The 12,657-nt window shown below is 69.4% G+C and carries 10 protein-coding genes and 1 pseudogene; 8 read left to right on the forward strand and 3 right to left on the reverse strand.

Annotated elements, in window-relative coordinates:
• Nucleotides 1-158 precede the first annotated feature (158 nt).
• The 5 genes and pseudogenes from desA to V2W30_RS14590 all read left to right on the forward strand — a co-directional run bounded on the left by desA (nucleotide 159) and on the right by V2W30_RS14590 (nucleotide 6,198).
• Nucleotides 159-1,601 (forward strand): lysine decarboxylase DesA, encoded by a 1,443-nt coding sequence (desA, locus tag V2W30_RS14570; protein WP_338696763.1) that lies wholly within the window; start codon nucleotides 159-161, stop codon nucleotides 1,599-1,601.
• Entirely contained in the window at nucleotides 1,585-2,856 is a 1,272-nt protein-coding gene (locus V2W30_RS14575) for a lysine N(6)-hydroxylase/L-ornithine N(5)-oxygenase family protein (RefSeq protein ID WP_338696765.1), read from the forward strand. Before desA ends, V2W30_RS14575 begins: the two co-directional genes overlap by 17 nt.
• Nucleotides 2,853-3,416 (forward strand): GNAT family N-acetyltransferase, encoded by a 564-nt coding sequence (locus V2W30_RS14580; RefSeq protein WP_338696767.1) that lies wholly within the window; start codon nucleotides 2,853-2,855, stop codon nucleotides 3,414-3,416. The genes V2W30_RS14575 and V2W30_RS14580 overlap by 4 nt, the downstream gene beginning before the upstream one ends.
• Complete coding sequence (locus V2W30_RS14585; protein ID WP_338696769.1) at nucleotides 3,413-5,188, forward strand: IucA/IucC family siderophore biosynthesis protein; 1,776 nt, start codon at nucleotides 3,413-3,415, stop codon at nucleotides 5,186-5,188. The genes V2W30_RS14580 and V2W30_RS14585 overlap by 4 nt, the downstream gene beginning before the upstream one ends.
• Before the next feature lie 96 nt (nucleotides 5,189-5,284).
• A pseudogene (locus V2W30_RS14590) lies at nucleotides 5,285-6,198 on the forward strand (DUF4429 domain-containing protein).
• Nucleotides 6,199-6,220: 22 nt separating this feature from the next.
• Here the strand turns inward: V2W30_RS14590 and V2W30_RS14595 are convergent.
• The gene (locus tag V2W30_RS14595; protein WP_338696771.1) at nucleotides 6,221-7,807 is read right to left on the reverse strand and encodes a metallophosphoesterase family protein; all 1,587 of its coding nucleotides are present in this window, start codon (nucleotides 7,805-7,807) and stop codon (nucleotides 6,221-6,223) included.
• A 196-nt stretch (nucleotides 7,808-8,003) separates the two neighbouring features.
• On the opposite strand from V2W30_RS14595, the gene V2W30_RS14600 reads away from it, so the two are divergent.
• Both V2W30_RS14600 and glmS read left to right on the forward strand, forming a co-directional pair.
• The gene (locus V2W30_RS14600) at nucleotides 8,004-8,261 is read left to right on the forward strand and encodes a hypothetical protein (RefSeq protein ID WP_338696773.1); all 258 of its coding nucleotides are present in this window, start codon (nucleotides 8,004-8,006) and stop codon (nucleotides 8,259-8,261) included.
• A 22-nt stretch (nucleotides 8,262-8,283) separates the two neighbouring features.
• Nucleotides 8,284-10,101, forward strand: coding sequence for a glutamine--fructose-6-phosphate transaminase (isomerizing) (glmS, locus tag V2W30_RS14605; RefSeq protein WP_338696775.1), 1,818 nt, complete (start codon nucleotides 8,284-8,286; stop codon nucleotides 10,099-10,101).
• A 115-nt stretch (nucleotides 10,102-10,216) separates the two neighbouring features.
• Here glmS and V2W30_RS14610 read toward each other — a convergent pair whose 3' ends face one another.
• Both V2W30_RS14610 and V2W30_RS14615 read right to left on the reverse strand, forming a co-directional pair.
• Nucleotides 10,217-10,789, reverse strand: coding sequence for a GPR1/FUN34/YaaH family transporter (locus tag V2W30_RS14610; RefSeq protein WP_338696777.1), 573 nt, complete (start codon nucleotides 10,787-10,789; stop codon nucleotides 10,217-10,219).
• A gap of 217 nt (nucleotides 10,790-11,006) precedes the next feature.
• Nucleotides 11,007-11,531, reverse strand: a complete 525-nt coding sequence (locus V2W30_RS14615; protein WP_338696779.1) for a universal stress protein — start codon at nucleotides 11,529-11,531, stop codon at nucleotides 11,007-11,009.
• Nucleotides 11,532-12,074: 543 nt separating this feature from the next.
• On the opposite strand from V2W30_RS14615, the gene V2W30_RS14620 reads away from it, so the two are divergent.
• Nucleotides 12,075-12,335: a hypothetical protein gene (locus V2W30_RS14620; protein WP_425244539.1), complete on the forward strand. Its 261-nt coding sequence runs from the start codon at nucleotides 12,075-12,077 to the stop codon at nucleotides 12,333-12,335.
• Nucleotides 12,336-12,657: the final 322 nt, after the last annotated feature.

The following is a 12,657-nucleotide window of genomic DNA, read 5'->3' on the forward strand; positions in this document are numbered from 1 at the left end:
CGGCTCTTTCAAGCCACTTCCGTGCATTTCGGTCACAGAACAGGGGCGGGGTCGCAAGCTCAACTTAGGTTAGGCTAACCTAAGTCAAGGGGTTGCGACCTCGCCCCTTCTCCTGCCCCACCCGGGAACACCCTCATCCCCACCCGGAGGAACCGTTCATGCGCTCGCACCTGCTCAATGACACGACCGCGGAGCTCTACCGCAGTTCCGTGACGGAGGGAATCGAGCGGGTGGCGGCCAAACTCGCCACCACCACACGGCCGTTCACGGGCGTCACCCCCGACGCCCTCGCCCCCACCATCGACGCCGTCGACCTCGACAAGCCGCTCCACGACACCATCGCCGTGCTCGACGAGCTGGAGGACGTGTACCTCCGGGACGCCGTCTACTTCCACCACCCCCGCTACCTCGCCCACCTCAACTGCCCGGTCGTCATCCCGGCCGTCCTCGGCGAGGCGATCCTCTCCGCGGTCAACTCCTCCCTGGACACCTGGGACCAGTCGGCCGGCGGCACCCTCATCGAGCGCAAGCTCATCGACTGGACCGCGGCCCGGATCGGCCTCGGGCCCGCCGCCGACGGCGTGTTCACCTCCGGCGGCTCGCAGTCCAACCTCCAGGCGCTGCTCCTCGCCCGCCAGGAGGCCAAGACCGACGACCTGGCGAAACTGCGGATCTTCGCCTCCGAGGTCAGCCACTTCAGCGTGAAGAAGTCCGCGACGCTGCTCGGCCTCGACCCGCGGGCCGTCGTCTCCGTCCCGGTCGACCAGGACAAGCGCATGCGGACCCTGGCCCTGGCCGCCGAGCTGGAGCGCTGCCGCCGCGACGGGCTCGTCCCCATGGCCGTCGTCGCGACCGCCGGCACCACCGACTTCGGCTCCATCGACCCGCTGCCGGAGATCGCCGAGCTGTGCGAGCGGTACGGCACCTGGATGCACGTCGACGCCGCGTACGGCTGCGGGCTGCTCGTGTCCCCGAGGAACCGCGACCGGATCGACGGCATCGAGCGCGCCGACTCCGTGACCGTCGACTACCACAAGTCCTTCTTCCAGCCGGTCAGTTCGAGCGCCGTGCTGGTCCGCGACGGGGCCACGCTGCGGCACGCCACGTACCACGCGGAGTACCTCAACCCCCGTCGTACGGTCGCCGAGCGCATCCCCAACCAGGTCGACAAGTCCCTCCAGACCACGCGCCGCTTCGACGCCCTCAAACTGTGGATGACGCTGCGCGTGATGGGCGCCGACGGGATCGGCGGCCTCTTCGACGAGGTCTGCGAACTCGCGCGCCAGGGCTGGGAGCTGCTCGTCGCCGACCCGCGCTTCGACGTGGTCGTCGAGCCCCGCCTGTCGACCCTCGTCTACCGCTACATCCCGGCCGGGATCACCGACCCGGCCGAGATCGACCGCGCCAACCTGTACGCCCGCAAGGCCCTGTTCGCCTCCGGTGACGCCGTCGTCGCGGGCACGAAGGTGGGCGACCGCCAGTTCCTGAAGTTCACCCTGCTCAACCCCGAGACGACCCTCGCCGACATCTCGGCCGTCCTCGACCTCATCGCCGGCCACGCCGAGCAGTACCTGGGAGACACCCTTGACCGCGCCTCTTGAGACACACGACTTCATCGGGATCGGGCTCGGCCCCTTCAACCTCGGCCTCGCCTGCCTGACCGAGCCGATAGCCGAGCTGAACGGTGTCTTCCTGGAGTCCAAGCCGGACTTCGAGTGGCACTCGGGGATGTTCCTCGACGGCGCCCACCTCCAGACCCCGTTCATGTCGGACCTGGTCACGCTGGCCGACCCGACCTCCCCGTACTCGTTCCTCAACTACCTCAAGGAATCGGGGCGGTTGTACGCCTTCTACATCCGCGAGAACTTCTATCCGCTGCGCGTCGAGTACAACGACTACTGCCGCTGGGCCGCCGCGAAACTCTCCTCGATCCGGTTCTCGACGACCGTGACCGAGGTGACGTACGACGAGGGCACGGGCCTGTACACGGCGCTGACGGAGAGCGGCGCGACGTACCGCGCCCCGCACCTGGTCCTCGGCACCGGCACCCCGCCGCACATCCCCGAGGCGGTCCAGGGCCTCGGCGGCGACGCGATCCACAACTCCCGCTACGTGCAGCACAAGCAGGAGCTCCAGCGGAAGAAGTCGATCACGCTGGTCGGCAGCGGCCAGTCCGCCGCCGAGATCTACTACGACCTGCTCAGCGAGATCGACGTCCACGGCTACCGGCTGAACTGGGTCACGCGCTCCCCGCGCTTCTTCCCCCTCGAATACACCAAGCTGACGCTGGAGATGACGTCCCCGGACTACATCGACTACTTCCACGCGCTGCCCGAGGCCACCCGCTACTCCCTGGAGGAGAAGCAGAAGGGCCTGTTCAAGGGGATCGACGGCGAGCTGATCGACTCGATCTTCGACCTGCTCTACCAGAAGGGCCTCGGCGGGCCCGTCCCCACGCGGCTGCTCACCAACTCGGCGCTGCGCAGCGCCCGTTACGAGGACGGCACGTACACGCTCGGCCTGCACCAGGCGGAGCAGGACAAGGCGTACGAGATCGAGACCGAGGGCCTGATCCTGGCCACCGGCTACAAGTACGCGGCGCCCGCGTTCCTGGAGCCCGTCAAGGACCGCATCCGGCTGGACGGCCGGGGCCGCTACGACGTCGCCCGCAACTACTCGATCGACACGACCGGGCGGGGCATCTTCCTCCAGAACGCGGGGGTGCACACCCACTCGATCACCAGCCCCGACCTGGGCATGGGCGCCTACCGCAACAGTTACATCATCGGCGAGCTGCTCGGCACCGAGTACTACCCCGTCGAGAAGACCATCGCGTTCCAGGAGTTCGCCGCATGAGCACCACCACCACCACCGGACAGCTGACCCTGCGCCCCCTCGACCCGGCCGCCGACGCCGAGCTGCTGCACCGCTGGGTCACCGACCCCAAGGCCGCGTTCTGGCTGATGCAGGACGCCAGGCTGGAGGACGTCGAGCGCGAGTACATGGCGATCGCGGCGGCCGAGCACCACGACACGTTCCTCGGCCTGCACGACGGGGAGCCGGCGTTCCTGATGGAGCGCTACGACCCCGCGCACGTCGAACTCGTCGGCCTGTACGAGCCCGAGCCCGGCGACATCGGCATGCACTTCCTGACCGCGCCCTCCGAGATACGCATCCCCGGCTTCACCCGGGCCGTGATCACCGCGGTCATGGAGCACCTCTTCGCCGACCCCGCGGTCGAGCGCGTCGTCGTCGAACCCGACGTACGGAACACGGCGGTGCACGCCCTGAACGAAGCCGTCGGCTTCGTGCCCGACCGGGAGATCGCCAAGCCGGAGAAGACGGCGCTGCTGAGCTTCTGCACGCGGGCCGCGTTCGAAGCAGCGACCGGCCGGCGGACGGGGGGCGCGGCATGACCCTCGCCGACACCGTCTCCCACCTGTCCCCCGAGCGCTGGGCCGAGGCCAACCGGCTCCTGATCCGCAAGGCGCTCGCCGAGTTCAGCCACGAGCGCCTGCTCACCCCCGAGCCGACCGAGGGCGCCGACCGGTACGTGGTCCGCAGCGACGACGGCCTCACCCGCTACCGGTTCACGGCGCGCCGCCTGCGCCTGGACCACTGGCAGGTGAACCCGGCCTCCCTCACCCGGCACCGGGACGGCACCGAACTCCCGCTGAACGCACAGCAGTTCTTCATCGAGATGAAGGACTCCCTCGGCCTGTCCGACGCGATCCTGCCCGTCTACCTGGAGGAGATCTCCTCCACGCTCTCCGGCACCTGCTTCAAACTGACGAAGCCGGACGTGTCCGCCGCCGAACTCGCCGCGTCCGGCTCGTTCCAGGACATCGAGACGGGCATGACCGAGGGCCACCCCTGCTTCGTCGCGAACAACGGACGGCTCGGCTTCGGCATCCACGAGTACCTGTCGTACGCGCCCGAGACCGCGAGCCCCGTCCGTCTGGTCTGGCTGGCGGCGACGCGCGAGCGGGCCGCGTTCACGGCGGGCGTCGGCCTGGACTACGAGTCGTTCCTCCGGGACGAGCTGGGCCGGGACACGCTCGACCGCTTCGACACGATCCTGCGTGACAAGGGCCTCGACCCGGCCGACTACCTGCTCATCCCGGTCCACCCGTGGCAGTGGTGGAACAAGCTCTCCGTCACGTTCGCCGCCGAGGTCGCGCAGCAGCACCTCGTCTGCCTCGGCGAGGGTGACGACGAGTATCTGGCGCAGCAGTCGATCCGTACGTTCTTCAACACGACGTCCCCGTCGAAGCGCTACGTGAAGACGGCGCTGTCCGTCATCAACATGGGCTTCATGCGCGGCCTTTCGGCGGCGTACATGGAGGCGACCCCGGCGATCAACGACTGGCTGAGCCACCTCATCGAGAACGACGAGGTGTTGAAGGGCACGGGTCTCACCATCATCAGGGAGCGGGCGGCCGTCGGCTACCGGCACCTGGAGTACGAGGCGGCCACCGACCGCTACTCGCCGTACCGCAAGATGCTGGCGGCGCTGTGGCGCGAGTCGCCGGTGCCGTCGCTGGCCGAGGGCGAGCGCCTGGCGACCATGGCGTCGCTGCTGCACGTGGACCGCGCGGGCCGCTCGTTCGCGGGCGCCCTGATCGCGCGCTCGGGCCTGACCCCGGCGCAGTGGCTGAAGCCGTACCTGACGGCGTACCTGACCCCGCTCCTGCACAGCTTCTACGCCTACGACCTGGTGTTCATGCCGCACGGCGAGAACGTCATCCTGGTCCTGGACGAGCGCGGCGTCGTGACGCGGGCGATCTTCAAGGACATCGCCGAGGAGATCGCGGTGATGGACACCGACGCGGTGCTGCCGCCGAAGGTGGACCGGATCCGCGCGGACGTGCCCGACGACATGAAACTCCTGTCGATCTTCACGGACGTCTTCGACTGCTTCTTCCGCTTCCTCGCGGCGAACCTGGTCGAGGACGGTGTCCTGGACGAGAGCACGTTCTGGGGCGCGGTCGCCGAGTGCGTCCGCGACTACCAGCGGTCGACGCCCCAACTCGCCGACAAGTTCGCCCAGTTCGACATGTTCGCGCCGAGCTTCGCGCTGTCCGCCCTGAACCGCCTCCAACTGCGCAACAACGAGCAGATGGTCGACCTGGCGGACCCGTCGGGCGCGCTGCAACTGGTCGGCGACCTGGAGAACCCGATCGCGTAGATCGGCCCCACCGACCGGAAGGGGCTCGGGAGACGGTCCTCCCGAGCCCCTTTCTCGTACGCACGCGCTCCCCCGGCCTGATGCCAGAATTGCCCCATGGCGGAAATCATCCAGCGCGACGGCACGTGGACGTTCGACGGCGAGACGCTGCGGCTGGTACCCGGGCGCGACAAGGCGGTGAGTCTGCTGCGCAGGACGCTGGGGGAGATAGCCGTGCCGCTCCAGGCCCTCGCCGGTGTCTCGTTCGAGCAGGGCAAGAAGTCGGGGCGGCTTCGCCTGCGGCTGCGCGACGGCGCCGATCCGCTGCTCCAGGCCACCGGCGGCAAGCTGGCGGAGAGCGCGGACCCGTACCAACTGGGCGTCGAGTCGGACCGGTACGGGGTCGCGGAGTACTTCGTGGACGAGGTGCGCAACGCACTGCTGCTCGAACAGATCCCGTCCTCCCCCGTCACGGCCTACCTCCTGCCGGGGCCGTCCGTCCCCCTGTCGGTCTCCGCCGGGGACGGCACGGCGACCTTCGACGGCGAGCACGTGCGCCTGGAATGGAACTGGAAGACGGAGGACGCCAAGGCCTCCGCCGGTACGCGGCTGCTCGCCCTCGGCGATGTCGCCGCGGTGGAGTGGCAGCCCGCCGAGGGCCTGGAGAACGGCTGTCTGCGCTTCACGGTCCGCTCGTCGCCGACGAAGGCGCCACCGAAGTACGACCCGAACTCGATCGAGCTGTGGGGCTTCAAGAAGGACCCGCTGATGGCGCTGATCGCGGCGGCGGTCCAGGCCCGACTCCCCCACCCGGCGGCGACGGCCGCGACGCCCCCGAAGGAACTCACGCCGCGGCCGGCCGCGCGGCCCGCACCCTGCCCCCACCCGTCCCGGCTCCCGCCGCCCCCGCCGAGGACGATCACGACGCACTGCTGCGCCGGCTGCGGGAGCTGGGCGAGCTGCACCGCTCCGGAGTCCTGACGGACGAGGAGTTCACGGCCGCCAAACAGGCCGTCCTGCAACGCATGTGACGGCTCGTCACATATCAGGCGCTCAGCGCTTGACCTTCCGCGCCACCACGAACCGGTCGATCTCCGCGCCGGTCTCCGCGAGCCCGCGCACCGTCAGTGTCGCCGTCCGCCCCACCGGCGCGGGCTCGACGTCCACGCGCAGGAACGAGTAGTTCGTGTACCGCACCCGGGACCAGTCCACCGTCACGGACTTCTTGCCGCCGTCGGCCTCGGTGACGTACGACGCGAACGGGTCGACGTCCTTCTCATTGCCCTCGTACGTGTCCGCGACCGGGAACGCGTACAGGCTCTTGCCCGCCGCGCCCGCGGTGACGTAGACGACGCCGTCGGTCTCCGGATAGGCGGTCCCGCCGATCGGCAGCTCCTTGGTGACCTTGTCGCCCTTGAGGACGTCGGAGCGCTCGTACACGTGGTTGTGGCCGTTGACGACGAGGTCGACGGTGTACTTCTCGAACAGCGGCACCCACTCCGTGCGCACCCCGCCCTCGGAGGCGTGGGCGGTGGCGGTGCAGTACACGCAGTGGTGGAAGAAGACGACGACGAAGTCGATGCCGGACCCCGGGGCGCGGAACTTCTTCAGCTGCCGCTCGAACCAGGTGGTCTGCGTGCCCCCGCTGATCCCCAGGTTCGCCGGGATCTCGTACGAGACGTCGTTCGCGTCGAGCGAGATGACCGCGGTGTTGCCGTGCACGAAGGAGTAGACGCCCGGCAGGTTCTTCGGGTCGGGTCCGTTCGTGGGCGGGGCGAACCGGGCCTCCTGGCTGCCGTAGCCGTTCGGCGAGTACCACGCCTCCATGTCGTGGTTGCCGTAACTCACCATCCACGGCACGGACTTGGCGACCGACTCGGTCTGCGCGAGGAACTGGTCCCAGGTGCGGGCGTCGAAGGTGTCCTTCGTCTGGCCCTGCCCGGACGGGTCCGCGTACGCGATGTCACCGGCGTGCAGGTGGAAGGCGGGGCCCTGGGCGAGGATCAGGCTGTCGTTGGCGAGCGCGTGGTAGCTCACGCCCTGGTCGCCGAAGGCGGTGAAGGTGAAGCGCTCGGCGCGGGCGGGCGCGGTCGTGAACGTGCCGATGGTGCCGGCGAAGCGCGGCGTCGCCGGGTCGAAGCCCTGGTGGCCGACGCCGTAGTAGTACGTCCGGCCGGGCTTGAGGTGGGTCAGCTTGGCGTGGACGTAGTACTGGGTGTGGTCGGCGCTCGTACCGACGCCCGCGGGGGTGTGGAGGGCGCGGATCTCGGCCGGGATCTTCCGCGAGAGGTCGCCCGCGTGCGCGCCGATCCGGATGAACGGGTTCTTCACGGCGACCGGGACCTGCCAGGACACGGTCATCTCGGTGCGCGCGTCGTCGCCGTACGAGAGATGCCGGCCGAAGGGGGCGACGAGCGCGCCGTCGACGTGCTCGGCGGCCGCGTTCGAGGCCGTCGCGGGGGCGGCGGGCGCGGCCTGGGCGGCGCCCGGCACGAAGACGCCGCCCGCGACCGCGCCGAGGGTGACGGCGCCGCCGCGGATCATGGTGCGGCGGGAGAAGGTGCTGCGCAGGTACTCGTGCTGCTCGGCCAGGCTGCGGCCGGCCAGGGCGTCGGGTACGCCCATGCGTGGGATGTCCATGGCCGGAAAGGTGCTTGGGGCATCCATCTCGCCCGGATACGCGGGGTGAACAGGGCCCGAACAAGCGGCATGGCGCGTTTCAAGCCTTGGCCACATCCACCCCAAGGACCCCGGACTCTGTCACGACCTGGTGACCCTTGCCCGATATCGGGCAGGATTCTTGCGAAAGCCCTCGCGGTCCCCCAGGATCTACCGGGTGCACGAGGAACTTGTCGATCATCTGACGCGGACCACGTCCCTGAGCCGGGGCGAGGCGCTGCGGGTGATCCAGGACGTGCTCGCCTACTTCGACGAGCCGGCGGAGGACTACGTCCGCCGCCGTCATCGCGAGCTCCAGGGTCAGGGCCTGGTGAACGCGAAGATCTTCGAGCAGATCACGACGGACCTGCGGTACCGGGCGGTGGCGCCACCGGAGCTCTCGCTCCGACAGCTGCGCCGCATCGTCTACGGCTGAACAGAGGGGATTCTCAACACTTATGTGCGGAATTGTCGGCTACATCGGCAAGCGTGACGTCGCGCCGCTCCTCCTTGAGGGGTTGCAGCGCCTGGAGTACCGCGGATACGACTCCGCGGGCGTCGTGATCACCAGCCCCAAGGCGACCGGCCTGAAGATGGTCAAGGCGAAGGGCCGCGTCCGCGACCTGGAAGCAAAGGTCCCGGCCCGCTTCAAGGGCACGACCGGCATCGCCCACACCCGCTGGGCCACCCACGGCGCCCCCTCCGACGAGAACGCGCACCCGCACATGTCCGGCGACAACAAGGTCGCCGTCGTGCACAACGGCATCATCGACAACGCCTCCGAGCTGCGCGCGAAGCTGACCGCCGAGGGCGTCGAGTTCCTCTCCGAGACGGACACCGAGGTCCTCGTCCACCTCATCGCCCGCTCGCAGCAGACGGACCTGGAGGACAAGGTCCGCGAGGCGCTCCGCCTGATCGAGGGCACGTACGGCATCGCGGTCGTGCACGCCGACTTCCCGGACCGCATCGTGGTGGCCCGCAACGGCTCGCCGGTCGTCCTCGGCATCGGCGACAAGGAGATGTTCGTCGCCTCGGACATCGCGGCCCTCGTCTCCCACACCCGCCAGATCGTCACCCTCGACGACGGCGAGATGGCGACCCTGAAGGCCGACGACTTCCGTACGTACACCACGGAGGGCACCCGCACGACGGCGTCCCCGACGACCGTGGAGTGGGAGGCCGCCTCGTACGACATGGGCGGCCACGACACGTACATGCACAAGGAGATCTTCGAGCAGGCCGACGCCGTGGACCGCGTGCTGCGCGGCCGCATCGACGACCGCTTCTCCACCGTGCACCTGGGCGGCCTGAACCTGGACGCCCGCGAGGCGCGTTCCGTGCGCCGCGTGAAGATCCTCGGCTGCGGCACCTCGTACCACGCGGGTCTGATCGGCGCCCAGATGATCGAGGAGCTGGCCCGCATCCCCGCGGACGCCGAGCCCGCCTCCGAGTTCCGCTACCGCAACCCGGTCGTGGACCCCGACACCCTGTACATCGCGGTGTCCCAGTCCGGCGAGACCTACGACGTCCTCGCGGCGGTCCAGGAGCTCAAGCGCAAGGGCGCCCGCGTCTTCGGCGTCGTGAACGTCGTCGGCTCGGCGATCGCCCGCGAGTCCGACGCCGGTGTCTACGTCCACGCGGGCCCGGAGGTCTGCGTCGTCTCGACCAAGTGCTTCACGAACACGACGGTCGCCTTCGCGCTGCTCGCCCTGCACCTCGGCCGCATCCGCGACCTGTCCGTCGCCGACGGCAAGCGCATCATCGAGGGCCTGCGCAAGCTCCCGGCCCAGATCACCGAGATCCTGGACCAGGAAGCGGAGATCAAGAAGATCGCCGAGGAGTACGCGGACGCCCGCTCGATGATGTTCATCGGCCGCGTCCGGGGCTACCCGGTGGCCCGCGAGGCGTCCCTGAAGCTCAAGGAGGTCTCCTACATCCACGCGGAGGCCTACCCGGCCTCGGAGCTGAAGCACGGCCCCCTCGCGCTCATCGAGCCGGCGCTCCCCACGGTCGCGATCGTCCCCGACGACGACCTGCTGGAGAAGAACCGCGCCGCGCTGGAGGAGATCAAGGCCCGCTCCGGCCGCATCCTGGCGGTGGCCCACCAGGAGCAGGAGAAGGCCGACCGCACGATCGTCGTCCCGAAGAACGAGGACGAGCTGGACCCGATCCTCATGGGCATCCCGCTCCAGCTCCTCGCCTACCACACGGCGCTGGCCCTCGGCCGCGACATCGACAAGCCGCGCAACCTGGCCAAGTCCGTCACGGTGGAGTAGTCAGCCGCCGCCCTCCGGCGCAGAACGACTGAACGGGTCCCGCGCGTGCCACCGAGCGCGCGGGACCCGTTCGCGAAGGGCCGGGGTCGCCCATTACCCCGGCCCGCTGTGGCTGTCAGCCGGCGGCCGTCACCCCCCGGCCGGCAGCACGACCGGGCAGCGCGGTCGGCAGCCCCGCCATCGAGGCCGTGGCCCCGTACCAGGCGAGCAGACCGCCCGCGGCGGCGAACCAGCCGCCGACCTTGGCCAGGGAGTCCGTGTCACCGAACGCGGCGACGGCGAGCAGCACCAGCGCCACGAACAGCGCCGCGTACGTGCCCCGCGTGAAGACGCCCGCCCCGCCGGAGCCGAGTGTCAGGCTCAGCGCGAGCAGCGCGAAGAGGAGCAGGAAGAGCCCCGCGGCGTTCGCGGAGACGGGGTCGTCGGAGGCGACGCCCCAGGTGAACCAGAAGGCACCGAGTCCGGCGTACGCCGTGCCGGTGAAGCCGTCCTCGCGCAGGGCGAGCAGACCGGCGACGAAGAGGGCGATGCCGCCCACGTAGGTGGCGAGAGAGACGGCGTCGGCGGCCGTCACGCCGTCGATCACCTGGGTGTGCCCGAGGCCGAAGGCCAACAGGGTCAGTCCCAGGGCGAGTCGGCCGAGAGTCGAGACGGTGGAGGTGCTTCCCGCGGAGACGTCGTTGTCCACAGCGGGCTCCCTTCGTGCGAAGTGCGGGTGCTGTGCTGTCGCTGTGCCGGTGTCGTGCTGTTCCGGCGACCGGTATGTACCCTTCACAAGGGCACATACCACCTCTACGCACGAGTAGATTTATCCATCGGGCGCGCATGCACCGGAGAATGAACGGCCGTACCCCGCAGGCAGGTTGAAGAACCGTCAGGCGCGTCCCACCTGGAACGAAGACCCGTTACGGAATGACGACGACGGGTCGCTGGGCCCGCCGCGCGAGCCGGCCCGCCACCGAGCCGAAGATCCGCCCCACGAGCCCGTGCGTCGAGCCGACCACGATGGCGTCGGCGGAGTACTCGCGGCCGACCTCCTCCAGCTCGTGGCAGATGTCGCCACCGCGCTCGACGAGGATCCAGGGCACCTCGGACAGGTACTCCGCACAGGCCAGCTCCAGCCCGAGCACCTCGGTCCTGTGGTCCGGCACGTCGACGAAGACCGGGGGCTCACACCCCGCCCACACGGTCGTCGGCAGCCTGTTGGCCACGTGGACGATGATCAGGCCCGAGCCCGAGCGGTGGGCCATGCCGATCGCGTAGGCCAGGGCGCGCTCGCTCGACATGGAGCCGTCGAAGCCGACGACGACACCGTGCTTGAACGCGGGATCGCAGGCGTGACGTGTTTCTTCCGCCGCCTGGGGGGTCACCGTGTGATCGGCGACCTGCCGCTTGCGGCCTTCGGGTTCGGAGAATTCGTGACCGGCCATGAGTGTCTCGGCGTGTACCTCGTGGGCCTCGTATGAGGGGACGACAAATGATCGGCGGAGCTGTGTCCGGGAATCATCTTCCCAACCCCATACCCCCAAGGGTACGGCGACACTCCTCCTCTGCCCAGACTCCGGCCCACGCTCAGGCCTGTATGTACGTGCGCCGTGAAAGATGACTGATGCGCGCATGGCATGCCGTGCAAGGGCGGTGGTGGGAGACGGGCGGGCGTTCAGGGGAGCATGCACGAGGCTCCGCCCGTATGGCAATGGTTGCTGCCCCGTACAGGCGGTTTGCGCACCCTTGTGGCCCCGTCCAGGCCGGATCGGGTGACCGGAGCGCATGCCGCGCGTTGAACTCCCGACCGCCACGACCCAGGGAGCCCCAGGGAGCACTCCGTGACCGGACCGACCACGGCGCACCATCCGACGACCACCGCACGCCGGAGCGTTCCGGCGCCTACCCGCGCGCCCGAGTCGCACACCCGAGCGACCCCTCACGCCGAACACACGCCACCCGCGGGTTCCGAGGGAGTGAGCGATGTGATGCGCTGGGCGGCATTCAGCTGCGTCCTGGTGCCGCTCGTACTCGTCTGGTACGGCGGCTCGGCCGCGGGCGCCGCCGGCGCGGCGCTGGGGCTCGCCGCCGTGACCGCGGTCTGCCGGGTGCTGCTCCGCCAGTCCGAACGCGGCGCCGAACGGTTGCACAGTGAACAGTGTTGCCCTCATCGTGGCAGGCACGGCAGGACCGGTTCGGGGGCGCACAGGGGCGGGCGCCGCACCGAGCGTGGTGCGCCGGTCGACTGACCGGTTTCCGCGCACTACCCCGTAGATTTTCAGCCAACTTCACCCAGGGTGGCTTCCCTTGCGATTCGGCGCCTCCAACCCCCGTTCCACCAGGGCCGAAAGGACCCCAAAAGGCCGGTGCACCCTATGGGGACCGGCCACTGAGTTGAGGCGCACTTCCCAGCAACGCCCGTGAGTGCAACGCTTCGTGATCGAATGCTTCACGCCAAGTTGCCATGTCGACAATGTGCCAGGTCTTTAACTGGTCACGACGGCACCACGGGACACAGTAGATTCGATCATGACTGTCTGATCAGTAGGCGGCGGGGGACTTCGTGCAGGA

The organism is Streptomyces sp. Q6 (assembly GCF_036967205.1).
GTDB lineage: Bacteria > Actinomycetota > Actinomycetes > Streptomycetales > Streptomycetaceae > Streptomyces > Streptomyces citrinus.

Excerpts from the sequence above, each read along its gene's own strand:
- V2W30_RS14595 (WP_338696771.1), bottom strand. The coding sequence starts at position 7,807 with ATGGACATCCCACGCATGGGCGTACCCGACGCCCTGGCCGGCCGCAGC.
- glmS (WP_338696775.1), top strand. The coding sequence starts at position 8,284 with ATGTGCGGAATTGTCGGCTACATCGGCAAGCGTGACGTCGCGCCGCTC.
- V2W30_RS14620 (WP_425244539.1), top strand. The coding sequence starts at position 12,075 with ATGCGCTGGGCGGCATTCAGCTGCGTCCTGGTGCCGCTCGTACTCGTC.
- V2W30_RS14585 (WP_338696769.1), top strand. The coding sequence starts at position 3,413 with ATGACCCTCGCCGACACCGTCTCCCACCTGTCCCCCGAGCGCTGGGCC.
- desA (WP_338696763.1), top strand. The coding sequence starts at position 159 with ATGCGCTCGCACCTGCTCAATGACACGACCGCGGAGCTCTACCGCAGT.
- V2W30_RS14580 (WP_338696767.1), top strand. The coding sequence starts at position 2,853 with ATGAGCACCACCACCACCACCGGACAGCTGACCCTGCGCCCCCTCGAC.
- V2W30_RS14615 (WP_338696779.1), bottom strand. The coding sequence starts at position 11,531 with ATGGCCGGTCACGAATTCTCCGAACCCGAAGGCCGCAAGCGGCAGGTC.